Origin of the sequence: Streptococcus sanguinis (assembly GCF_050225395.1) — a bacterium.
In the GTDB taxonomy this organism is placed as follows: Bacteria; Bacillota; Bacilli; order Lactobacillales; family Streptococcaceae; genus Streptococcus.
Genome location: NZ_CP071431.1, coordinates 85437 through 109831 on the forward strand (window position 1 = coordinate 85437; position 24395 = coordinate 109831).

20 protein-coding genes are annotated in these 24395 nt (G+C 47.1%); 15 read left to right on the plus strand and 5 right to left on the minus strand.

What is annotated here, in order from left to right:
• Window positions 1–9 precede the first annotated feature (9 nt).
• From J1C81_RS00515 to thrC, 9 genes are all read left to right on the plus strand, one after another.
• Complete coding sequence (locus J1C81_RS00515; protein WP_002916752.1) at window positions 10–600, plus strand: hypothetical protein; 591 nt, start codon at window positions 10–12, stop codon at window positions 598–600.
• 10 nt (window positions 601–610) lie between these two features.
• Entirely contained in the window at window positions 611–1624 is a 1014-nt protein-coding gene (locus J1C81_RS00520; RefSeq protein WP_002916751.1) for a V-type ATPase subunit, read from the plus strand.
• On the plus strand, window positions 1611–1931 hold the full coding sequence (locus tag J1C81_RS00525; protein ID WP_002894448.1) for a V-type ATP synthase subunit F: 321 nt from the start codon (window positions 1611–1613) through the stop codon (window positions 1929–1931). The genes J1C81_RS00520 and J1C81_RS00525 overlap by 14 nt, the downstream gene beginning before the upstream one ends.
• Before the next feature lie 7 nt (window positions 1932–1938).
• On the plus strand, window positions 1939–2634 hold the full coding sequence (locus J1C81_RS00530) for a GNAT family N-acetyltransferase (protein WP_002911403.1): 696 nt from the start codon (window positions 1939–1941) through the stop codon (window positions 2632–2634).
• Window positions 2635–2799: 165 nt separating this feature from the next.
• Complete coding sequence (locus tag J1C81_RS00535) at window positions 2800–4590, plus strand: V-type ATP synthase subunit A (protein ID WP_032909468.1); 1791 nt, start codon at window positions 2800–2802, stop codon at window positions 4588–4590.
• Entirely contained in the window at window positions 4577–5971 is a 1395-nt protein-coding gene (locus J1C81_RS00540; RefSeq protein WP_002902006.1) for a V-type ATP synthase subunit B, read from the plus strand. Before J1C81_RS00535 ends, J1C81_RS00540 begins: the two co-directional genes overlap by 14 nt.
• Complete coding sequence (locus J1C81_RS00545) at window positions 5968–6591, plus strand: V-type ATP synthase subunit D (protein WP_002916750.1); 624 nt, start codon at window positions 5968–5970, stop codon at window positions 6589–6591. Before J1C81_RS00540 ends, J1C81_RS00545 begins: the two co-directional genes overlap by 4 nt.
• 327 nt (window positions 6592–6918) lie before the next feature.
• Complete coding sequence (locus J1C81_RS00550) at window positions 6919–8016, plus strand: LysM peptidoglycan-binding domain-containing protein (RefSeq protein WP_002916749.1); 1098 nt, start codon at window positions 6919–6921, stop codon at window positions 8014–8016.
• Window positions 8017–8128: 112 nt separating this feature from the next.
• On the plus strand, window positions 8129–9613 hold the full coding sequence (gene thrC / locus J1C81_RS00555) for a threonine synthase (RefSeq protein WP_002916748.1): 1485 nt from the start codon (window positions 8129–8131) through the stop codon (window positions 9611–9613).
• Between the two features lie 43 nt (window positions 9614–9656).
• On the opposite strand, the gene pulA is transcribed toward thrC, so the two are convergent.
• Both pulA and J1C81_RS00565 read right to left on the minus strand, forming a co-directional pair.
• Window positions 9657–11732 carry a type I pullulanase gene (pulA, locus tag J1C81_RS00560; protein ID WP_002916747.1) on the minus strand — a complete coding sequence of 692 codons (2076 nt, stop codon included), beginning with the start codon at window positions 11730–11732 and terminating at the stop codon, window positions 9657–9659.
• A gap of 117 nt (window positions 11733–11849) precedes the next feature.
• Window positions 11850–12833: a LacI family DNA-binding transcriptional regulator gene (locus J1C81_RS00565; RefSeq protein WP_002916746.1), complete on the minus strand. Its 984-nt coding sequence runs from the start codon at window positions 12831–12833 to the stop codon at window positions 11850–11852.
• Between the two features lie 435 nt (window positions 12834–13268).
• Here J1C81_RS00565 and malQ point away from each other — a divergent pair, with 435 nt between their 5' ends.
• From malQ to nrdI, 4 genes are all read left to right on the plus strand, one after another.
• A complete protein-coding gene (malQ, locus tag J1C81_RS00570; protein WP_002916745.1) occupies window positions 13269–14780 on the plus strand; it encodes a 4-alpha-glucanotransferase in 1512 nt (503 codons plus the stop codon).
• A 32-nt stretch (window positions 14781–14812) separates the two neighbouring features.
• Entirely contained in the window at window positions 14813–17074 is a 2262-nt protein-coding gene (gene glgP, locus J1C81_RS00575; protein ID WP_002916736.1) for a glycogen/starch/alpha-glucan family phosphorylase, read from the plus strand.
• Window positions 17075–17252: 178 nt separating this feature from the next.
• A complete protein-coding gene (locus J1C81_RS00580) occupies window positions 17253–17771 on the plus strand; it encodes an ABC transporter permease (RefSeq protein WP_002916734.1) in 519 nt (172 codons plus the stop codon).
• 62 nt (window positions 17772–17833) lie between these two features.
• Complete coding sequence (nrdI, locus tag J1C81_RS00585) at window positions 17834–18322, plus strand: class Ib ribonucleoside-diphosphate reductase assembly flavoprotein NrdI (RefSeq protein WP_002916733.1); 489 nt, start codon at window positions 17834–17836, stop codon at window positions 18320–18322.
• A 31-nt stretch (window positions 18323–18353) separates the two neighbouring features.
• Here the strand turns inward: nrdI and argS are convergent, their stop codons facing one another.
• Window positions 18354–20042: an arginine--tRNA ligase gene (gene argS / locus J1C81_RS00590; RefSeq protein WP_002916732.1), complete on the minus strand. Its 1689-nt coding sequence runs from the start codon at window positions 20040–20042 to the stop codon at window positions 18354–18356.
• A gap of 301 nt (window positions 20043–20343) precedes the next feature.
• Between argS and argR the strand changes: the two genes are divergently transcribed.
• Both argR and mutS read left to right on the plus strand, forming a co-directional pair.
• Entirely contained in the window at window positions 20344–20781 is a 438-nt protein-coding gene (gene argR, locus J1C81_RS00595) for an arginine repressor (protein WP_002916730.1), read from the plus strand.
• A 78-nt stretch (window positions 20782–20859) separates the two neighbouring features.
• Entirely contained in the window at window positions 20860–23409 is a 2550-nt protein-coding gene (gene mutS / locus J1C81_RS00600) for a DNA mismatch repair protein MutS (RefSeq protein ID WP_002916729.1), read from the plus strand.
• 48 nt (window positions 23410–23457) lie between these two features.
• On the opposite strand, the gene J1C81_RS00605 is transcribed toward mutS, so the two are convergent.
• Both J1C81_RS00605 and J1C81_RS00610 read right to left on the minus strand, forming a co-directional pair.
• Complete coding sequence (locus J1C81_RS00605) at window positions 23458–23928, minus strand: DUF3021 family protein (RefSeq protein ID WP_002916728.1); 471 nt, start codon at window positions 23926–23928, stop codon at window positions 23458–23460.
• Complete coding sequence (locus tag J1C81_RS00610; protein ID WP_002916727.1) at window positions 23925–24365, minus strand: LytTR family DNA-binding domain-containing protein; 441 nt, start codon at window positions 24363–24365, stop codon at window positions 23925–23927. The genes J1C81_RS00605 and J1C81_RS00610 overlap by 4 nt, the downstream gene beginning before the upstream one ends.
• Window positions 24366–24395 lie beyond the last annotated feature (30 nt).

A 24395-nucleotide genomic window follows, 5' to 3' on the forward strand; every position in this document is an offset into this window, starting at 1 on the left:
GAGGCTTTTATGTCTGACATATCAGATCTCAAAGCTTCTGTCTTGGAGCAGGCTCACGAGAAGGGGCGTCTGCTTTTGGCCGAGGCTACTGAGAAAATAGAACAGGAAGCCAAGGAACGTGAGGCCCAGCTGGTTCGGCAAAAGCTTGGACAGCGAGAGCAGCAGCTGAAAGAAATTAGCCGGCGCAGCCAGCGCGATATTCAGCAGCTGGAAAATCAAAAGCGCCAGTCTACTCTGGTCATCAAGCAACGGGTTCTCAGAGAGCTTTTTGAGGAGGCCTATGCTCAGATGATGGCTTGGTCACCAGCTGAAGAAGAGCGTTTTCTGAAGAGTGTCTTGGCTAAATACCCAGAGAAAGAGTTGATACTGGTTTTCGGTGCTCTATCAGCTGAGAAATTCAGCTCCAGCCAGTTAGAAGGCTTGAAAAAGGCCTTTCCGCAAGTACACTTTTCAGACCAGTCCATAGCCGGTCAGGCAGGTTTTGTACTAAGTCAGGGACGGGTGGATGACAGTTATCTCTATCGTGACTTGCTGGACTCAGTCTGGCAGGAGGAAAGCTACCGTCTGGCTCAGGATATTTTCAAAGACCAGGCAGAATAGGAGGCGGACCATGAGTGAAAAAAACTTCTCTCAAGTCAATACAGCCATTAGTGTGCAGGAGGCTTCCTTTTTGACGCCCCAGCAATATGAACAATTGCTGCAGGCTGACGATGCTGCTAGCCGTTCGGCTCTTCTGCAGGGAACGGTCTACGCCATGGATGCTGAAGCGATTAAGGATCTCAATGCCATTGAGCAGGTGCTGATGAAGCATTTGTATTCCGTTTATAATTGGGCGCTCGAGATTAGTCCTAGCAAGGAGCTGGTGGAGATTTTCACGCTCCGCTATACTTACCACAATCTCAAAGTGCTTCTCAAGGGTCGGGCGACAGGTCAGTCCTTGGAGCATTTGCTGATGTCGGTGGGGACCTATTCGCTGGAGGTTTTGGAGCACTTGGTCATGGCCTTTTCGGCTGAGTATTGTCCAGATTTCATGCTGGACGAGGTGCTTGCGACCTGGCAGGAATACCAGGATTATCAGGATGTGCGCGTGCTGGAGATTGGCATGGACATGGCCTACTTCCAGCATCTCAAGCGCCTGACACAGGAGTTGGAAGATGAGAGCCTGCTGCAGCTGGTGAATCTGACTATTGATTTTTACAATGCCATCACGGTCAAGCGGGCTGTTGGCTTGGAAAAACCGCGCAGCTTTATGAGGCAGCTCCTGTCTGATGAAGGGAGCCTCTCTGCTGCCAACTGGATTGCCATGGCAGAGCAGGGAGATTTCTTGACTTGGTTTAGCCAGGTCAATCCCTGCGGTTACGATCTGGATCTGCGCTCCTACGAGGAAAAAATGCGGAACCAGACCTTGACGACAGTAGAGCTAGAATATCTAGCGGACCTCTTGCAGGTTAAGTTGCTTGCGGCTGGTCAGTTTGAGACAGATGGACCGCTCCCTCTGGCCCGCTATCTGCTGGGCAAGGAGCTGGAAGTCAAGAATCTGCGGCTGATTTTGACTGGCATGGACAATCAGCTGCCGGTAGAGCTTATCAGAGAAAGGATGCGACCGATTTATGGACAAGACTAGCTACAAGATTGCTGTTGTGGGGAATCGCGACACCATCCTCCCTTTTAAGCTGATTGGTTTTCAGACCTTTCCGGTGAAGGAAGCTCAGGAGACGGTCAATACCCTGCGTCGGCTCGCCCGTGAAGATTTCGGCATTATCTATCTGACGGAGGATATGGCTGCGGATATTCCAGAAACCCTGGCCTACTATGACCAGCTGGAGATTCCTGCTCTTGTGCTCATTCCTACCCATAAGGGGAGCACGGGACTGGCTCTTTCGCGGATTCATGAAAATGTCGAAAAGGCTGTCGGACAAGATATATTGTGAGGTTTTTATGCGAATCAATGAACTAGGTCAACCTATTGGGGATGCTCTGCCGGATTTTCAGCCGGGGGACTTGCCTAATTTGGAGCGAATCGAAGGCCAGTATGTTATTATCGAGCGTCTATCCAAGGACAAGCATGGAGCGGATTTGTATGAAGTGTATGGTCCGGATTCTCCTGCGGATATGTGGACCTATCTCTTTCAAAATCCTGCCCAAAGTCAGGTAGAATGGTCTCAGCTGCTAGATCAGATGCTGGTAGCACAGGATCGTTTTCACTATGCAATTGTGGACAAGGAGAGCGGTAAGACTTTAGGAACTTTTGCCTTGATGAGGATTGACCGAAATAACCGCGTTATCGAAGTGGGAGCGGTGACCTATTCGCCCGAGCTGAAGCGCACCAGACTGGCTACTGAAGCTCAGTACTTGCTGGCACGCTATGTCTTTGAAGGGCTGGAGTATCGCCGCTATGAATGGAAATGCGATGCCCTCAATCAGCCGTCAAGACGGGCAGCAGAGCGGCTTGGTTTCACCTATGAAGGTAGGTTTCGCCAGGCGGTTGTCTATAAGGGGCGCAACCGAGACACGGACTGGCTGTCTATGATTGACACGGATTGGCCGGCCGTCAAGGGTCGTCTAGAAAAATGGCTAAGCTCAGACAATTTCGACGAAAAGGGCCAGCAAATAAAAGCCTTATCTGATTTTTAAAATAAAAAGAAACAATCCTTGCCCTAGAGCTAGCTAAGAAAGATTTCAAACTCGTGGCAAGAATCAAAAAAACACTCTTTGGAAATGAAATTCAAACTGTTGCTTAGTTTGAGCTTTGATTTTCATGTAGAAGCAAGAAAAATCTCCCAAGAATGGAGGAAGATTGTGAGTCAAGGAAAGATTATCAAAGTTTCTGGTCCTCTGGTGCTGGCATCAGGGATGCAGGAAGCGAATATTCAGGATATCTGCCGGGTTGGCGATTTGGGGCTGATCGGTGAAATTATTGAAATGCGGCGGGACCAAGCCTCTATTCAGGTTTATGAAGAAACTTCTGGCTTGGGGCCGGGAGAGCCGGTCATCACGACTGGAAGCCCTCTGTCTGTTGAACTGGGACCAGGTCTGATTTCCCAGATGTTTGACGGAATTCAGCGGCCTTTGGAGCGTTTCCAAAACATCACGAAGAGTGACTTCCTCGTCCGTGGTGTCCAACTGCCAAATCTAGATCGAGAGGCTAAGTGGGATTTTGTTCCAGGTCTGTCTGTCGGAGATGCGGTTGAGTCCGGCGATATTCTGGGAACGGTGCAGGAGACCAATCTGGTGGAGCACCGCATCATGGTGCCAGTTGGAGTCAGTGGACGTTTGACCAATATCTCAGCTGGCAGTTTCACTGTTGAAGAGACTGTTTACGAGATTGAGCAGGCGGATGGTTCTGTCTTTAAAGGGACTCTCATGCAAAAATGGCCAGTCCGTCGCGGGCGCCCTTTTGCTCAGAAGCTGATTCCAGTTGAGCCTTTGGTGACTGGTCAGCGGGTCATCGATACCTTCTTCCCAGTAACCAAGGGCGGAGCAGCAGCCGTACCAGGACCTTTCGGGGCTGGTAAGACTGTCGTCCAGCACCAGGTGGCCAAGTTTGCCAATGTTGACATCGTTATCTATGTCGGCTGCGGTGAGCGTGGCAATGAGATGACCGACGTACTTAATGAATTTCCAGAACTAATTGACCCAGCAACTGGCCAGTCCATCATGCAGCGGACGGTGCTGATTGCCAACACTTCCAATATGCCGGTGGCAGCCCGGGAAGCATCGATTTACACAGGGATTACGATCGCAGAATACTTCCGTGACATGGGCTACTCCGTGGCCATCATGGCGGACTCTACCTCTCGCTGGGCAGAAGCCCTGCGGGAAATGTCTGGCCGTCTGGAAGAAATGCCGGGTGACGAAGGCTATCCTGCCTATCTCGGCAGCCGGATTGCTGAGTATTACGAGCGGGCTGGCCGGGTCAAAACGCTCGGTTCGACTGCGCGTGAAGGCTCTATTACTGCTATTGGGGCTGTATCACCTCCGGGTGGAGATATTTCTGAGCCGGTGACGCAAAATACCCTGCGGATTGTCAAGGTTTTCTGGGGCTTGGATGCCCAGCTGGCTCAACGCCGGCATTTCCCAGCTATCAACTGGCTGAGCTCTTACTCGCTCTACCTAGACGAAGTGGGAGCCTATATCGACCAGCATGAGAAGATTGCTTGGGCAGAAAAGGTGACCAAGGCCATGAATATCCTGCAAAAGGAAAGCGAACTGCAGGAAATCGTGCGTTTGGTGGGCTTGGATTCCTTGTCTGAAAAGGACCGGCTGACCATGAATGCAGCCAAGATGATCCGTGAGGACTATCTGCAGCAGAATGCCTTTGATGATGTGGACACCTATACTTCTTTCAAAAAACAGGTGGCTTTATTGAGCAATATCCTGACCTTCGATGCGGAGGCCAATCGTGCCTTGGAGCTGGGAGCTTATTTCCGGGAAATCATGGAAGGAACGGTGGAGCTGCGTGACCGAATTGCCCGCAGCAAGTTTATCCATGAAGACCAGCTGGAAAAAATTCAGGCTCTCAGTCAGACTATCGAGGAAACCCTGCACCAGATTCTTGCCCAAGGAGGACTAGACAATGAGCGTCATTAAAGAATACCGCACCGTCAGTGAAGTTGTCGGCCCTCTGATGATTGTCGACCAGGTTGCTGGTGTGCATTTCAATGAATTGGTAGAAATCCAGCTGCATGACGGCAGCAAGCGTCAGGGCCAGGTTCTGGAAGTCCAAGAAGACAAGGCTATGGTCCAGCTTTTTGAGGGATCAAGCGGCATCAATTTGGAAAAAGCCAAGGTCCGCTTTACCGGCCGTCCGCTAGAGCTGCCAGTGTCAGAAGACATGGTGGGACGGATTTTCAATGGAATGGGCAAGCCAATTGATGGTGGTCCAGCTATCCTGCCAGAAAAATATCTGGATATTGACGGTCAAGCCATCAATCCAGTAGCTCGCGACTATCCGGACGAGTTTATCCAGACCGGTATCTCGGCCATCGACCACCTTAACACCTTGGTTCGGGGGCAAAAACTGCCAGTATTCTCTGGCTCTGGTCTGCCCCACAAGGAATTAGCTGCTCAAATCGCCCGTCAGGCTACCGTACTCAACTCTGATGAAAACTTCGCCGTGGTCTTTGCGGCCATGGGGATTACCTTTGAAGAAGCTGAGTTCTTCATGAATGACCTCCGGGAGACGGGAGCCATTGACCGCTCGGTGCTCTTTATCAATCTGGCTAATGACCCGGCTATCGAGCGGATTGCAACGCCGCGGATTGCCCTGACAGCAGCCGAGTACCTAGCTTATGAAAAGGACATGCACGTTCTGGTCATCATGACCGACATGACCAACTATTGTGAAGCCCTGCGGGAAGTTTCCGCAGCTCGTCGTGAGGTGCCGGGCCGTCGTGGGTATCCGGGTTACCTCTATACTAACCTGTCCACTCTTTATGAGCGGGCTGGACGTCTGGTCGGCAAGAAAGGCTCAGTGACGCAGATTCCAATCCTGTCCATGCCAGAGGACGATATTACCCATCCGATTCCAGACTTGACGGGCTATATTACGGAAGGTCAGATTATCCTTTCACGTGATCTTTACAACAGCGGCTATCGTCCGCCCATCAATGTCCTGCCATCTCTGTCTCGTCTCAAGGACAAGGGTTCTGGTGAGGGCAAGACCAGGGGAGACCATGCCGCGACTATGAACCAGCTTTTTGCTGCCTATGCCCAAGGCAAGCAGGCCAAGGAGCTGGCTGTCGTTCTGGGGGAATCCGCCCTGTCCGAAACGGACAAGCTCTATGTGCGCTTTACTGACCGCTTCGAGCAGGAATACATCAATCAAGGTTTCCAGACCAATCGAACCATTGAGGAAAGCTTGGATCTGGGTTGGGAACTCCTGTCCATCTTACCAAGAACAGAGCTTAAGCGGATCAAGGACGATATGATTGACCAATACCTGCCGCAGACCAAGGAGGAAGAAAGATGACGCGACTCAATGTCAAGCCGACTCGGATGGAGCTGAATAACTTAAAAGCCCGTCTCAAAACGGCTGTCCGTGGGCATAAACTGCTCAAGGACAAGCGGGATGAGCTGATGCGGCGCTTCATTGAGTCTGTCCGTGAGAACAATCAGCTCCGCCAAAAGGTCGAATCCGCTCTGGTTGGTCATCTGCAGGATTTTGTCATGGCCAAGGCGCTGGAGAGCGACCTCATGGTCGAGGAGATTTTTGCTGTGCCCACGCGGGAGGTCAATCTGCATGTGGAGACTGAGAACATCATGAGTGTGCGCGTGCCCAAGGTGTACGCCCATATTGACAATCCGCATACTGATGACGAGGGAGACGTGGTTTATAGCTATGTGGCGTCTAATAGCCAGATGGATGAAACCATTGAAAGCATGAGCGATCTGCTCCCTGACCTGCTGCGACTGGCTGAAATTGAGAAAAGCTGCCAGCTCATGGCGGATGAAATCGAGAAAACCCGCCGCCGGGTCAACGGACTAGAGTATGCTACCATCCCTGACCTCAAAGAAACCATCTACTACATCGAAATGAAACTGGAAGAAGCTGAACGGGCCAGCCTCGTCCGAATGATGAAGGTGAAGTAAGATACCAAGACCGTTAAGAGCTCACAGCAAAAATAGGAAAATAGACGAAGAAGCGATAGCTTCTAGGGATTTTATCTTTTTTGCCAAGAGCTTAGGTCGGGTTTAGTTTACCAGAGTAGAAAAATTCAAATAAGCCCAAAAGAAAAAACAGAACCTCTCCAAATGGGGTTCTTTTGCTTGTTGCCTGTTTTTATATGTTACAAACAAATCTCCATATTACAGGGGGCAGACAGTTTTGTTAAATAGGTCGAAAAAGGCTTTTTTCTTAGAAGATTTATGGTAAGATGGTTTTCGTATCATGAATGATTAGGAAGGTGCATTTTGCATATGAAAATGAATAAGAATTTACTTTTGGCTTCAACTGTTGCTTTGTCAGCATTGCCTTTGTTGACAACGCGAGCTGAGGAGCAGCCACAAAACTGGACTGCCAGAACAGTTGAGCAAATTAAAGCGGATATTACAAGTAATGAAAACCAACAAACGTACACTGTTCAATATGGAGACACTTTGGGAAATATCGCTCAAGCGATGAACATTGATCTTGTTGACTTGGCTAAAATTAACCAAATTGCTAATGCAGACTTGATTTTCCCAGGTACTGTTTTGACTATTACAACAAATGGACACAACGAAATTACCTCTGTAGAAATCCAAAGCTACCAAGCAGGAAATAATGCAGGATTGGTAACGGAAGATTATACGGCTAGCGAGATTTTTGGTACTGAACAAGCCGCTCCAGCGGCACCGGCTCAAGCAGCAGAAACTCCAGCTCCGGCTGCTGAGGAAGCTGTTGCAGCTCCAGCAGACCAAGCACCAGCGCCTGCTGAAGAAGCTCCTGCCCCAGTAGCAGAAGTTGCAAGTGAAGCAGCCCCAGCTGCGGAAGCAAATGCAGCCACTCCAGTAGAAGCAGCACCGGAGCCAGTAGTTGCTGCAAGTCCAGAAGCACCAGCAGAGGCAGCTCCAGAAGTGACTGAATTAGGCCAAGACCAGGTCAGTCAAGCAACTGCCGCTGTTGAGCCAACAACTTACAATGCTCCAGCTGTAACAGACGCTGCTAGCGTGACAACTAACAATTCTGCTAATGAAGGTCTTCAGCCACAGACTGCAGCTCTGAAAGAAGAAATAGCAGCTAAATATGGCATTACAGAATTTAGTCTTTACCGCCCAGGTGATAGCGGAGATCATGGTAAGGGCTTGGCAGCTGATTTTATCGTTGGTGACAATACTGAATTAGGAAACCAGGTCGCAGCCGATGTTACTTCTAACATGACTGAAAGAGGAATCTCTTACGTTATCTGGCAGCAACAGTTCTATGCACCATTTGAAAGCATTTATGGACCAGCTAATACTTGGAACCAAATGCCAGACCGTGGCAGCGTAACTGAAAACCATTACGACCACGTTCACGTATCTATGAATGAATAAGATGGATACAAGCCCAGAAATGGGCTTTTTCTGATATTCTCTGTGAAAAAGCGAGAATTTTCTGATAAATTTTGGTATAATAAAGCGAACTACAGATAAAGGATGAGAGAGAATGACCTTAGTTTATCAATCAACACGCGACGAAAAGAATAGAGTAACAGCCAGCCAGGCGATTCTGCAAGGCTTGGCAACAGATGGTGGGCTCTTTACGCCCATTACCTATCCGCAGGTCGATTTGGATTTTGCCAAGCTCAAAGACGCTTCTTATCAGGAAGTAGCCAAGCTGGTTTTATCTGCATTTTTGGATGATTTTTCTGAAGCGGAGCTGGACCACTGTATCAACCAAGCCTACGACAGCAAGTTTGATGATGCGGCTATTGCTCCCTTGGTCAAGCTGGCTGGTCAGTACAATCTAGAGCTTTTCCACGGAGCGACCATTGCCTTCAAGGATATGGCTTTGTCTATCCTGCCTCACTTGATGACAACCGCGGCCAAAAAGCACGGCTTGGAAAACAAAATTGTCATTTTGACGGCGACTTCTGGCGACACAGGCAAGGCGGCTATGGCAGGATTTGCGGATGTTCCAGGAACTGAGATTATCGTCTTTTATCCGAAAGATGGTGTCAGCAAGGTCCAAGAGCTGCAAATGACGACGCAGACAGGTGCCAATACGCATGTGGTGGCCATTGATGGCAACTTTGACGATGCCCAGACCAATGTCAAGCACATGTTCAATGACACAGACCTACGAGCTCGTCTCTTGGAGCACAAACTCCAGTTTTCATCAGCTAATTCCATGAATATCGGCCGTTTGGTGCCGCAGATTGTTTACTATGTCTATGCTTATGCTCAGCTAGTAAAGACGGGAGAAATAACAGCAGGAGACAAGGTAAACGTTACCGTTCCGACTGGTAATTTTGGTAATATCCTGGCGGCCTACTATGCCAAGCAAATTGGTCTGCCAGTTGGCAAGCTAATCTGCGCATCAAATGAAAACAATGTTCTGACAGACTTCTTCAAGACTCAGGTTTATGACAAGAAGCGGAGCTTCAAGGTGACATCTAGTCCATCCATGGATATTTTGGTTTCCTCTAACTTGGAGCGTTTGATTTTCCACCTGTCTGGTAACAGCGCTGAGAAAACAGCTGCCTTGATGGCGGCCCTGAATGAGCATGGACAGTATGAACTGACGGACTTTGACGCTGAGATTTTAGAGCTCTTTGCGGCTGATTATGCGACAGAGCAAGAAACAGCAGCTGAAATCAAGCGGGTCTATCAAGAATCTGACTACATCGAAGACCCTCATACTGCCGTTGCGTCTGCTGTCTATCAAAAATACTTGGCAGAAACAGGTGATCAGCGCAAGACTGTTATCGCGTCTACCGCTAGTCCTTATAAATTCCCAGTTGTGGCTGTTGAGGCTGTGACTGGCCAAACAGGACTTAGTGATTTTGAGGCTTTGGACCAACTGCACGAACTTTCTGGTGTAGCCTTGCCACCAGCTGTGGATGGCTTAGAAACAGCCCCAGTGCGTCACAAAACGACGGTCGCTGCAGACCAAATGCAGGCAGCAGTCGAGGATTACTTGGGATTATAAAAAACAAAAACATCAGCTTATTCATTGGCTGATGTTTTATAATCTATTTCAACACAATCAACTGCTTGCCAGCTAGGCTGTAACTGTCAGCTAGTGGTGCGATTGGTTTTTGGGCATCAATGGCTGGGTATTGGAGGTGCAACTTTTGCTTGTTTTTGTTTTCGTATACAGCCTCTTGGTTGCCAAAGTTGATGACAATGGTCATGCTCTCTTTCCTGTCTTGAATTTTGTACTCCAATAAACTGTCTGTCAGCCAGTTGACCTGACAGGCTTGCTTGATAGCGGCGCTGGTTTTTAGATGCAGCAGCGGATGTGCTCTGCGAAAGGCAATCAGCTTTTTAAGAAAAGCAATATCCTCTGTGTAATGCAGGGAGCGCAGCCAGTCTAGTTTATTGATTTCGTCAGGCATATTGTAGGTGTTGTCAATCAGATTTTTAGTCCGGAAAAATTCCTGACCACTGTGGATAAAGGGAACACCTTGAGCCAGCAGGACGAGTTGGAGAGCCAGCTGCGAATTGGCCAGCCGATCCCGCAGGGTGATAGCAGGATTGACGATATCAAAGTAGTCAAAAACCGTTGCATTGTCATGGCACTCCACATAATTAATAGCTTGCTGGGGCGCTATGAAGTGAGCCTCGCCTTTTAGTCCGACATTGGCTGTCAGGACGTTTTCAAGATGACTGGCAGGAGTCTTGCTCTCGATTTGCCGGCCTTGAGCGATGGTCTGCTTGAGACTGTCGCGGAAATGGTCGCTGAAAAATCCATAATCTGGCAGCTGGGCAGCATTGTACTGATGGGCCAAACGCTCACTTGCCAGTCCAGTATCCATTTGCCAGCCTTCACCATAGAGATAGATGTTAGGATAGAGCACCTTGAGTTCGCCAGCTATCTGCTGCATGGTTTGGATATCTAAAATCCCCATCAGATCAAAGCGGAACCCGTCAAAGCCGTAGAGACTGACCCATTGCTTGACCGATTGCTTGATATAGCGGCGGACCATGGCCTTCTCACTGGCCACATCATTGCCGCAAAAGGTTCCGTTGGTCCGGTAGCCCATGTCATTGAGTCGGAAAAAATATCCGGGCACGATTTTTTCAAAAGCATAGCTGTTGGCATCATAGACATGATTGTAGACCACATCCATGATGACGCTGATATTAGCATTGTGGTAGGCAGTAATGGCTGCCTGCAGCTCTAAGATGCGGGCATAAGGGTCTCGCGGATCGCTGGCAAAACTGCCGTCTGGGACATTGTACTGGACAGGATCGTAGCCCCAGTTGTAGACGAGCTCTGGATGCTTTTCATCAACGCTGCCAAAGTCGTAGACAGGCAGAAGCTGCACGTGGCTGATACCTAGCTCTTTCAGATAGTCCAGACCAAACTTCTGACCGTGAACGACTGGAGATTCGCTCAGCGAGGCAAACTTCCCAGGATAGGAGAAACCAGCTTCTTTCTGCATAGAGAAATCGCGGACGCTCATTTCATAAATGACGGCTTCTGTCGGATTCAGCTGTGTTTTTGCTCGTTTGATAGGCTTTTTAATCTTGTCTAGATCGATGACATAGCTGTTTCCCGAATTGACATCTGAGGATAGGGCGTAGGGATCATGGACTTCCACCCACTTGCCATTGATCTTATGGAGATAAGAATAGGAGGCTCCCTCTAAATCTCCTTCAATCCGAGTATGCCAGACTCCCCTATCCAGACGTTTGAGATGGTGAACCTGGTCTTTCAGATGCAGGAGGACTTTTTCGGAAATGGGTGCCCAGAGTCTGAAGTCGGTGGCTTGGGGGCTGTACTGAGCTCCCAAATCGTCGCCTGCATAGTCAAAAATCTCATCGAAAATAGGCTTTTTCACGATATGGCGGTACTGCAGGTCGGTATGGTTGCGGTCTTGATCATAGACCTTGTAGGACTGCGTCAAGTCAATGGGCTCATTAGCTGACACGGTGTAGATAATCCGCTCTTCCTGATTGTTGATATTTTTGATAGTTAAAGGGCTGGAGCTGTGCTTGTCTTCCAGTGTAAAGTGGATGGAATAGGCATCAAAGCTTTTTTCCAGTTCGATGGTGATGATGTTTTCGTCATCTAAATAGGCTTGAAAAATACGAAAGGCCATGTTTTTCCTCTTTCTTTGTCGGTTTCTCTTCGGGTAATTGCTTTTAGTTCAGGCTCTGCCCTGGGTTGGGACAAGGCCGATATGTGAAGCGTTGATAAATGAGCAAAAGCACTCGGATTAGTGAGTGCTGATGCTATGCGGAATCAGCTGGCGATAGCAGATTTGCTTGTCTTCTTTATTGTCCTTGATGATTTGGAAGAGGGTCCGGAAAGACTCTTTCCCAAGCTCGAGGGCATTGATATCGATATAGGCATCCACATCAATGCGCGGTTTGATAGAATCAAAGGTGATAATGGGAATCTGGTAGTCCTGATCTTTGAGATAGTGCAGGGCTCCTTCTGCTACCAAGGTATCAGAGGTTACGATAGCTTCAATCTCATCCAGCGGCAGCTCCTCCATAATCTTGTAACTGTTGTCTTCCAGAAGGAAACCGAAGGCAAATTTGATAATGCGTTCATCCAAAGGCTGGTCTGCTTCATTCAGAGCTTGCTTGTAGCCTGTGTAACGATCTTGAGAAACGACCAGCTCCTTATTCCCGGCCAGAAAGGCGATTTTTCGATAGCCCTTGTCTAAGAAATATCTGGTCGCGTCATAGCCGGCCTTAATATTGTCATTGTCCACCAGAGAGATGAAAGGTGAGACAGCTTTCCCAAGGATAAGGAAGGGGAAGTTGTTTCTGACTGCAAAGTCGACCAAAGGATCGTCCTGCTTAGAATAAAGGAAGATCAGTCCGTCTACTCGCTTTCCTAAAATCATCTGCTTCATATTTTCCAAGCGGTGCTGTTCATCTTGCCCTGTGCTAATCTGGATGGCATAGTCATAGTCAGAAGCAATCTGAGAAATCCCCCGCAACACAGTTGGGAAAAAAGGGTTTTGATAGAAGACATCTGAGTCGTCCGGCAGGACCAAGCCGATGACCTGGCTGGACTGGCTGACCAGACTTCTGGCATTGAGGTTGGGATGATAGTCCAGCTCCTTCATAGCAGCACGGACCCGTTTTTTAGTTTCTTCACTGATGGTTGATTTATTTTGCACGACGCGGGTCACGGTAGAGGGTGATACGCCTGCTAGTTTTGCGACTTCTTTGATAGTAACTCGCATAAAAACCTCCTAAAGGCCTGCATTTGCTGGAAATCCTTACGATAACATGAACTATTTTAAATCTACTAGTAGAAGCACTTGCTTTCTAAGAGTCATGCAAACCTGTGCCAAAAATAGCTAGCAGCGACAGTGGTTTTGCCTGACTATTGTGGTCAAAAAAGCAAGTATGAGGCGGATTCTCCACAAACGCAAACGTTTTCTGTTTGTAAGAACATTTTAACACAAAAAGAGAACGCTTGCAAGAAGAGAAAAACGGTAAACAATTGGGGCAGTAGGAGAGTCCTAAAAGAGCATTATATCCATTAACCAATAAATTGAAAAAAATCTCAAAAACCCCTTGCACTAAAAAAAAAAATAGGTTATAATCAAGTCGACGCAAACGTTTGCATTAAGTAAAAATGAAAAGGCGTAGAGGAAAAATAACGAGGTGACAAAATGAAAAAACGTCAAAGCGGCGTGCTCATGCACATTTCATCCCTTCCGGGCAAGTACGGTATCGGATCTTTTGGCCAAAGTGCTTATGATTTTGTAGACTTCTTGGTTCGCACCAAGCAGCGCTATTGGCAGATTTTGCCACTGGGAACGACCAGTTATGGTGATTCTCCTTATCAGTCTTTCTCTGCTTTCGCGGGAAATACCTACTTTATCGATTTTGATATTCTGATAGAAGAAGGTTTGCTGAACGAGGCAGATGTCAAGGGAGCTGATTTTGGAGATGATCCTAGAAAAGTGGATTATGCAAAGATTTTCGATGCTCGCCGTCCAATCATGGAAAAAGCAGTAGCTCGCTTCTTGAAAGCAGACGATCTGTCTGACTATGAGAGCTTTGTGAAGCAAAATGCAGCTTGGCTGGAAGTTTTCGCTGAGTACATGGCTATCAAGGAACATTTTGATAATCTAGCTTGGACTGAGTGGCCGGATGAAGCGATCCGTCGCCGTGAGGCTGCTAGTCTCGCTTCTTATCGTGAGAAGCTGGCTGACAAGCTGACTTATCATCGTGTAACCCAGTATCTCTTCTTTAAGCAGTGGTTAAGATTAAAAGCCTATGCTAATGAACATCACATTGAGATTGTCGGTGATATGCCAATCTATGTGGCAGCTGATAGTGCTGATGTCTGGGCACAGCCGCACTTCTTTAAAACAGATGCTGTTGGCAAGCCGACCTGTGTGGCAGGATGTCCGCCAGATGAATTTTCAGAAACTGGCCAGCTTTGGGGCAATCCTATCTATGACTGGGAAGCGATGGATAAGGATGGTTATGCTTGGTGGATTGAGCGTCTGCGTGAAAGCTTCAAGATTTACGACATTGTCCGTATCGACCATTTCCGCGGCTTTGAGTCTTACTGGGAAGTGCCTGCTGACTCAGATACATCTGCTACTGGTAAATGGGTTAAAGGCCCAGACTACAAGCTCTTTGCTGCAGTCAAGGAAGCCTTGGGTGATTTGAATATCATCGCAGAAGATCTAGGCTTTATGACGGATGAAGTGATTGAACTGCGTGAGCGTACTGGTTTCCCAGGAATGAAGATTTTGCAATTTGCCTTCAATCCTGATGATGAAAGCATCGACAGTCCGCATCTAGCGCCAAACAACTCAGTCATGTATACAGGAACCCATGATAACAATACTGTTCTGGGCTGGTACAAGGATGAGATTGACGACGCCACTCGCCAGTACATGGCTCAGTACACCAACCGCAAGGAGTACGAAACAGTACCTCATGCAATGCTGCGCACAATCTTTTCTTCAGTCAGCTTTATGGCCATTGCAACCATGCAAGACCTACTGGAATTAGACAGTGCAGCACGGATGAACTATCCATCCACAATTGGTGGCAACTGGACTTGGCGGATGACAGCTGAAGAGCTGAATCCAATCGTCGAAGGTGAGCTTTACAGCTTGACCAAGACTTACCGTCGTATGAATACCGATTTAATTAACAAATAAAGAATAGCTAACTAGGCTTGAAGGGATTAATCATGTCAAACTTACAAACTTATATCAAAAATACTTATTCAAAAAATCTTGCTGATTGCAGCAATGAAGAACTCTACCTGGCTCTTTTGAACTACACTAAATTAGCCAGCGCTCAAAAGCCAGTCAACACTGGTAAGAAAAAACTCTACTACATCTCAGCAGAGTTCCTGATTGGTAAACTTTTGTCTAACAACTTGATCAACCTTGGACTTTATGACGATGTGAAGCAAGAACTGGCAGATGCTGGCAAGGACTTGATCGAGGTAGAAGAAGTTGAGTTGGAGCCGTCTCTGGGTAACGGAGGCTTGGGCCGTTTGGCTGCCTGCTTCCTGGACTCTATTGCGACATTGGGTCTCAATGGTGATGGTGTAGGACTGAACTACCATTTTGGTCTTTTCCAACAGGTTTTGAAAAACAACGAACAGACAACTATTCCTAACTTCTGGCTGACTGAGCAAAACTGGTTGGTTCGCTCTAGCCGCAGCTACCAAGTGCCATTTGCTCACTTCACTCTGACATCTACTCTTTATGATATTGATGTGCCAGGCTACAAGACAGAAACTAAGAACCGTCTTCGTCTCTTTGATTTGGACTCAGTGGATGCGGATATCATCACAGACGGTATTGACTTTGATAAGACAGATATCGCTCGCAACTTGACCCTCTTCCTCTATCCAGATGATAGTGACAAGCAAGGTGAGCTGCTCCGTATCTTCCAGCAATACTTCATGGTTTCAAATGGTGCTCAGCTGATTATTGACGAAGCGATTGAAAAAGGCAGCAACCTGCACGACTTGGCAGACTACGCTGTCATCCAAATCAATGATACTCACCCATCTCTGGTTATCCCAGAAATGATTCGTCTCTTGACTGAGCGTGGTTTGGATCTGGATGAAGCAATTGCCATCGTACAGAAGATGACTGCTTATACTAACCACACGATTCTGGCAGAAGCTCTTGAAAAATGGCCTTTGGAATTCTTGAAAGAAGTAGTGCCGCATCTGGTGCCAATCATCAAAGAGCTTGACAAGCGCGTGAAAGCTAAATACGCAGATCCAGCAGTGCAAATCATTGATGAAGACGATCGTGTGCACATGGCTCACATGGATATCCACTACGGATACAGTGTCAATGGGGTTGCTGCTCTGCATACAGAAATCCTGAAAAATTCTGAGCTTAAAGCCTTCTACGACATCTACCCTGAAAAATTCAATAACAAGACCAACGGTATTACTTTCCGCCGCTGGCTCATGCATGCGAACCCACGCCTGTCTCATTATTTGGATGAGTTGCTGGGCCGCGACTGGCACCATGATGCAACTAAGCTCGAAGGCTTGTTGGAATTCACTGGCGCTGCAAATGTTAAAGAAAAATTGGAAGGCATCAAGGCTCATAACAAGCGTAAATTGGCTCGTCACTTGAAGGAAGCACAAGGCGTGGAAATCAATCCAGACTCTATCTTTGATATCCAAATCAAGCGTCTGCATGAGTACAAGCGCCAACAAATGAACGCTCTATATGTTATCCACAAGTATCTGGACATCAAGGCTGGCAACATCCCTGCTCGTCCAATCACTGTCTTCTTCGGTGGTAAGGCTGCCCCTGCTTACACGATTGCACAGGACATCATCCACCTCATTCTTTGCTTGTCAGAAGTGATTGCTAATGACCCTCAAGTGGCTCCACACCTGCAAGTAGTTATGGTAGAAAACTACAATGTTACAGCGTCTAGCTTCTTGATTGCGGCTGGTGATATTTCTGAGCAGATTTCCCTGGCGTCTAAGGAAGCATCTGGTACTGGTAACATGAAGTTCATGCTTAACGGTGCTTTGACTCTTGGTACTATGGACGGAGCGAACGTTGAGATTGCAGAGTTGGTCGGCGAAGACAACATCTACATCTTCGGTGAAGATTCTGAGACTGTTATTGACCTCTACGCAAAATCTGCTTACAAGTCTAGTGAGTACTATGCTCGTGAAGCTATCAAGCCATTGGTTGACTTTATCGTCAGCGATGAAGTATTGGCAGTTGGTAAAGCTGAACGCTTGGAACGTCTTTACAATGAGTTGATCAGCAAGGACTGGTTCATGACCCTGCTGGATCTGGAAGACTATATCCAAGTGAAAGAGCGCATGCTGGCGGACTATGAAGACCGCGATGCTTGGATGGACAAAGTCATCGTCAATATCGCCAAAGCTGGCTTCTTCTCATCTGACCGTACTATCGCTCAATATGAAGAAGAAGTATGGCACTTGAACAGCTAATATGATTTGAATTAAAAAAGCCGAGACAGCAGTGTTTCGGCTTTGATTTTTTAATCGAAGATATGAATAAGGCTTTAGCTATTGTGTGGGCTTCTGAAAAGGTGAAAGCCTCTTGGCCTTGTCAGCTTTTTCTTTTCGGTGTATAATAAGTGAAAATATTTCTTTACAGGAGGCGTTCATGAAAAAGAAACCAATTTATCTTTATGTTTTACTGGGATTGTCAACCGTGGGAACCTTGTGGGGACTTTTTGGCAAGTTCACTTCTTCTGATGCTGGAGTGAAAAGCATTCTTAAGCAGATAGAAGAACCAGCAAAATCCCAGTATGCCACTTATTTTAGCAAGAGTGCAGAAGTGGCGAATTCGCTAGCCAATAATTTCTTTTTTTACGGGCACATCGTTCTCTTAATATTGGCTATTTTCTTCCTTTTTAGGAAAGATATATTTAAGGCCAATCTTATCTACATTGCCGATGTTCTTGTGGGCTTGATTTCGACAGCCTATGCTTATGTGGTATCAAAGGGAATTATAGCTTCTTCTTTCTCGGACTCAACTCTTCTTTCGGCACAGATGACGGGGTTGAATTTCTCCATCCTCCTTTCAGTAGTCATTAGCCTAATCTTCCTTTCCATCGTCATCTTTAAGCTAGTCCAGCAGCAGAAAGAGGCTGAAAAAGCGGAACTAGCTGCAAAGGAATAAAATTTGACAAATAACAGATAAGTGCTTACAATTTTAAGAAGCAATATCTGTTATTTTTTAGAATGGAGAGTAAAATGACAAAGGTTTCCTTGGTTTACATCAGCTTGAGCGGCAATACAGAGAGTTTCGTCCGTCGGCTGACAGACTATTTGCTGGAGCAGCATCCAAGCCTAGAAGTAGAGAGGATTCATATCAAAGACCTGGTAAAGGAAGGGCAGCCCTTTTTTGAAATGGACAATCCTTTTATCGCTTTTCTGCCGACTTATCTGGAGGGTGGCAATGGTGTGGACAATGGCGATGTAGAAATTCTGACAACCGATGTGGGGGACTTTATCGCCTATGGTCAGAATGCCAGCAAGTGTCTGGGTGTCATTGGCAGTGGCAATCGTAACTTTAACAACCAATACTGTCTGACAGCCAAGCAATATTCAGAGCGCTTCGGTTTTCCAGTTTTGGCTGATTTTGAAATGCGTGGCATGTTGGGAGACATTAAGAAGGTTGCGGGGATTATTGAGGAGCTCTATCACATTGAAAAAAACGAAAACCAGTGAGGTTTTCGTTTTTTGATGTTCTAAATCAAACTTACATCTTTTCTGGGGCTTCTACTCCCAGCAAACGCAGAGCTTCTTTGAGGACAACAGCTGTTGAGTAGCTGAGAGCCAGACGGCTGTCGCGCTCAGGGCTTTCATCCAGAATCCGTGTGTGCGCATAGTATTTGTTAAAGGCTTGAGCCAGACTGATAGCGTATTTGGCAATCAGAGATGGTTCATAGTTATCAGCAGCACGCTTGACAACGCGACCGAAGTCTTGGAGCAGCTTGATAATTTCCCAGCTTTCTGGATCGTTCAGGCTGTATGTAGCCGCTGCATCTGGCTGGAAGTTCGCCTTGCGCAGGATAGACTGGATACGAGCATAAGCATACTGGATGTAAGGGCCTGTTTCTCCCTCGAAAGAAACCATAGCTTCCAGATCAAAGTCGTAACCATTGCGGCGGTCGGTTTTGAGGTCGTAGAACTTAACTGCTCCGACTCCAACTGCGCGAGCAACAGCTTCCTTGTTTTCCAAATCTGGGTTTTTAGCTTCAATCTGGCTCTTAGCACGGCTGATAGCTTCTAGCAGAGTTGGTTCGAGAAGGATGATATTTCCTTTACGTGTAGACAGTTTTTGACGGTTCTTAGTCACCAGTCCGAAGTCAACGTGAATCATGTCATCGCTCCAGTCAAAGCCCATCTTTTTCAGAACGGCCTTAAGCTGTCTAAAGTGGTTGGCCTGCTCTTGACCTACAACATAGACATTTTTGACAAAGTTGTAAGTGCGAGCCCGGTAGATAGCTGTTGCAATATCACGTGTGATGTAGAGGGTAGCGCCATCTGATTTTTTAATCATAGCAGGTGGAAGGTTGAAGTCTTCCAAGTCTACAATGCTAGCTCCTTTTGACTCCTGTAAAAGCCCTTTTTCTTCGAGGATTTGAATCCCTTCGTCCATCTTGTCATTGTAGAAGGCTTCACCGTTTAGGCTGTCAAACTCGACACCTAGGAGTTCGTAGATACGGTTGAATTCTGTCAGACTTTCGTCGCGGAACCATTGCCAGAGCTCAGTTGCTTCTTGGTCGCCATCTTCCAGCTTCTTGAACCAAAGGCGGCCTTCTTCATCCAGAGATGGGTCGTTTTCAATCTCGGCATTGATACGCACGTAAAGTTTGAGGAGCTCGTCGATAGGGTTAGCTTCAACAGCTTCCTGGCTTCCCCACTTCTTATAAGCTACCATCAAGAGGCCAAACTGTTTGCCCCAGTCTCCCAAGTGGTTGATTTTGATGGTGTTGTAGCCAATCTTGCGGAAGATGTTGGAAAGAGCGTCACCGATAACAGTAGAGCGCAAGTGGCCGACTGAGAAAGGCTTGGCAATGTTTGGGCTGGATAGATCAATGGTGATATTCTGATTGTTTCCTTCGCTTTGCTGGCCATAGTCAGCTCCATCTTTGATGACTTCTTTGATAACTTGGCCAGAAATTTCAGCCTTGCTGAGGAAAAAGTTGACATAAGGACCAGTCGCAACGACTTTATCAAAATGCGCCGTGTCAATCTTTTCAGCGATGTCAGCAGCGATGATTTGAGGAGCTTTGCGCTCAGTCTTTGCCAGAGAAAAGGCTGGGAAGGCGATATCGCCAAGTTCAGAGCTCTTTGGCTGCTCCAATAAATTTAAAATAGCGTCTTGATCAAGGCTGTCAATAACCTTGGCCAATTCGCCGGCAATCAACTGTTTGTTATCCATATTTGCTCCTTTGTGTCTTTTGTTATTATTTTATCACATTTTTCAAGGAATCTTCAATTTTTTTGGGAATAATTTTTGGGCTAATAGGAATTTTTCTGATATAATAAGAGGGATAAGAACCTGTATTTATAGATGAGTTTTCCATCTAAATGCTTCCTTCCCTGACACTCTTGGTTAAAGTTTTTTGTTTATTCTCAGTATTCCTGCAAATCTTTGCCTAGATTGATGGAGAAGCAGTCTTTCATCAGATGGAGTATTCTTATATGAATGCAGCTTCTAATTATTCAATAATGAGGTAAAAATGAGAAAGAATGACCGTCATCAGTTAGTCAAAACGATGATTAAGGAAGAAAAGCTAGGAACGCAAAAGGAGATTCAGGATCGTCTGGAAGCGCAAGGGATTTATGTAACACAGACTACCCTGTCGCGTGACCTTCGTGAAATCGGCCTGACTAAGGTTAAGAAGAAGGGGCTGACTTATTATGTTTTGGCGCATGAAACTGAAGAGATTGATTTTATAGAGTTTTTAGCCAAGCATGTGGAGAGTGTAGCCAGGGCCGAGTTTAGTCTGGTTCTTCGTACTGTGCTGGGCGAGGCAACAGTGCTGGCCAATGTCGTGGATAGCTCGCTGGATAGCCGTATTTTGGGAACTGTTGCAGGTGCCAATACTCTTTTAGTAGTTTGCCGGGATCAAGTAGCTGCTCAGGAGATTGAGGAGCAGATACAGGAAGTAATGTAAGAATCACAGTTTTTTCAGGAAAAATGGAGAGGTTTGAGACGGAAGTCCTGACCTCGTTTGTTTTTAGAAAGGATAGAGATGGCAGTAGAAAAGTTATCGCCAGGCATGCAGCAGTATTTGGATATCAAAAAGGACTATCCAGATGCTTTCTTGCTTTTTCGGATGGGGGATTTCTATGAGTTGTTTTATGATGATGCGGTCAATGCCGCCCAGATTTTAGAGATTTCTCTCACCAGCCGCAATAAAAATGCAGAAAATCCTATTCCCATGGCTGGAGTTCCCTATCATTCGGCTCAGCAGTATATTGATGTTTTGGTCGAATCAGGCTATAAGGTAGCGATTGCGGAGCAGATGGAAGACCCCAAAGAAGCCAAGGGGGTTGTTAAGCGGGAGGTGGTTCAGGTTATCACACCGGGGACTGTGGTGGACTCCAGTAAGCCGGACTCTGCGAATAACTTTCTGGTGGCTTTGGATTACTCAGAGGGCCTCTATGGTCTGGCTTATATGGACTTGGTGACCGGTGAGTTTCAGGTGACCAGTCTAGAGGACTTTGCCTTGGTCTGCGGGGAAATCCGCAATTTGAAAGCTAGGGAAGTGGTGCTGGGCTATGCCTTGCCAGAAGCTGAGGAGCAAGTCTTGGCTGGACAGATGAATCTTTTACTGTCCTATGTACAGACAGCTTTGGACGATGTCCAGCTGCTGGGCGAGGAGCTGTCTCCTATGGAACGTCAGGCAGCAGGGAAATTGCTGGAGTATGTGCACAGGACCCAGATGAGAGAGCTCAGCCATTTGAAGAAGGCCCAGCATTATGAAATCAAGGACTTTCTGCAAATGGACTATGCCACCAAGGCGAGTCTGGATTTGACAGAAAATGCTCGCTCGGGCAAGAAGCACGGCAGTCTTTATTGGCTGATGGACGAGACTAAGACGGCCATGGGCGGCCGTATGCTGCGCTCTTGGATCCAGCGTCCGCTGATTGATGAAGCGCGAATTAGCCAGCGGCAGAATGTCGTCGAGGTTTTTCTGGATCATTTCTTTGAGCGAAGTGATTTGACGGAGAGCCTCAAGGGAGTCTATGATATTGAGCGGCTGGCTAGTCGAGTGTCTTTTGGCAAGACCAATCCCAAGGATTTGCTGCAGCTGGCAGCTACCCTAGGCAATGTGCCTCAGATTAAGGCTATCTTGCAAGGAATCGGCAGCCCGCATCTGGCTCGTTTGATTGAGGGCCTGGATCCTATTCCAGAGTTGGCGGGCTTGATTAGCTCGGCCATTTCGCCGGATGCACCCCATATCATCACTGAGGGCAATATTATTCGGACCGGTTTTGATGAAACCTTGGATCAGTATCGGCTTGTGCTGAGGGATGGGACCGGATGGATTGCGGAGCTGGAAGTCAAAGAACGTGCTAACAGCGGCATCAGCAATCTGAAGATTGATTATAATAAAAAAGATGGTTACTATTTCCATGTGACCAATTCTCAGTTGGCTCATGTGCCTAGTCATTTCTTCCGCAAGGCGACCCTGAAAAATTCTGAACGTTTCGGAACGGAGGAGCTGGCCCGGATTGAGGGAGAGATGTTGGAGGCGCGTGAAAAATCTGCTAATTTGGAATACGAGATTTTCATGCGGATTCGCGAGGAAGCTGGCAAATACATCCAGCGCTTGCAGGCCTTGGCACAAACGCTGGCAGCTGTAGATGTCCTGCAGAGCTTTGCTGCGGTGGCAGAACAACTGCATTTGGTGCGCCCTGTCTTTACTTCGGAGCGCCGTCTGCAGATTGAAAAAGGTCGGCATGCTGTTGTGGAAAAGGTCATGGGAGCCCAAAGCTACATTCCAAATAGTATTCTGCTGGACCAGGAAACGGACATCCAGCTGATTACCGGGCCTAATATGAGCGGGAAATCGACTTATATGCGCCAGCTGGCTATCATCGTCATTATGGCACAGATGGGCTCTTATGTGCCCGCTCAGTCTGCCAGTCTGCCGCTATTCGATGCGATTTTCACTCGCATCGGCGCAGCGGATGATCTGGTATCTGGCCAGTCCACCTTTATGGTGGAGATGATGGAGGCCAATCGGGCCATTCGACAGGCCAGCGAGCGTTCGCTCATTCTCTTTGATGAGCTGGGCCGTGGGACGGCGACTTACGATGGGATGGCGCTGGCTCAGGCTATTATTGAGCATATTCATCATTATACCGGAGCCAAGACCCTCTTTGCCACCCACTATCATGAGCTGACAGCCTTAGAGGAAAGTTTGGAGCATTTGGAAAATGTCCATGTGGCAACCTTGGAAAAGGACGGACAGGTGACTTTCCTGCATAAGATTGAGCCGGGTCCGGCTGACAAGTCCTACGGAATTCACGTGGCGAAAATTGCGGGACTTCCTGAGAAATTACTGGAGCGGGCAGACAGCATTTTGAGTCATTTGGAGAGTCAGGATACAGGAATAGACTCAGAGCTTCCTACCGAATCCAGACAAACACGGTCGCAAGTGGCTGAGCAGATGACTCTTTTTGCAGAAGGATTGGAAAATCCAGTCCTGACTGAACTACGAGACTTGGACATCTATAATATGACTCCTCTGGAAGTCATGGCAGCAGTGGCCGATCTCAAGAAGAAGTTGTAAAAGCAAAGAACAGACTTGTTAATGCCTCAAGTCTGTTCTTTTTATTTCTCACGATTTGCTAGACAAGCCGCTATTGATTTTTTGAATGTTGCGGTAGGTGTGGTAATAGATGGCGCCTGAAATGATTAGATAGATAAGGGTGAATTCCCCGACGGCAGTCAGTGTCAGGCTGAATATTTTTTCTCTTGGGAAAAATCCAGCTAGATTAGCCAAAAGTGCAAAACTCAGAATCATCACACCATAGTGGCTGACGATGGAGCGCAGGATGCTCCAGTCTCTTTGGAAGAAGCTTCCGCTCCATCTGAAAACAGCTCCCATGATAAACCAGATAAGCAGGCAGTAGAGCATGATGAGGGAAACATGGACATGCTGGCTCAAAAAGAAGTGGCCGATAGGAGAGCGAGGGTGAAGCGGTAGATAAGCTGGGTTGTAAAAATAAGAAACAATCATGGAGAAGAAGAGACCGATGAAAATCCCTCCAATTCCTCCGAAAAAGAGTTCTTTAAGACGAGTTTTCATAATTGCAACCTTTCTTTGATAGATTTGAGATAGCGGCGGGACGAGTAAGTCTGGTCGCCGTTTTTCAGAAATATTTGAATCAGACCATTTGGAGTCAGCTTGAGGTGGCTGATTTGTCGGCTGTTGATAATTTCCGACTGAGAAATCTGCAGAAAATAGTCCGGAAGGCTCTGCAGCAACTGATAAAGAGCTTGTTGAGCTCGATAGCTGTCTTTTGCTGTTCGGACTCGGAGCTGGCGATTTTCTGTATAGATTCGGTGGATTTCCTTAGCATCCAGCAGATAGATTTCGTTCTCTTTTTTGACATGAATCTTGTCTTCTTTGCCTAGATGTTGAGCAAAGTGGATCAATTCCTGAATGCTTTCGGTCATGAGTCGAGCTTCAATGCTGACGGAGTCTTCGGTGACTTGAGAATCGATTCTTAGCTTAACTTTCATAACTTCCTCCTTTCACCTTTATTAAACCGC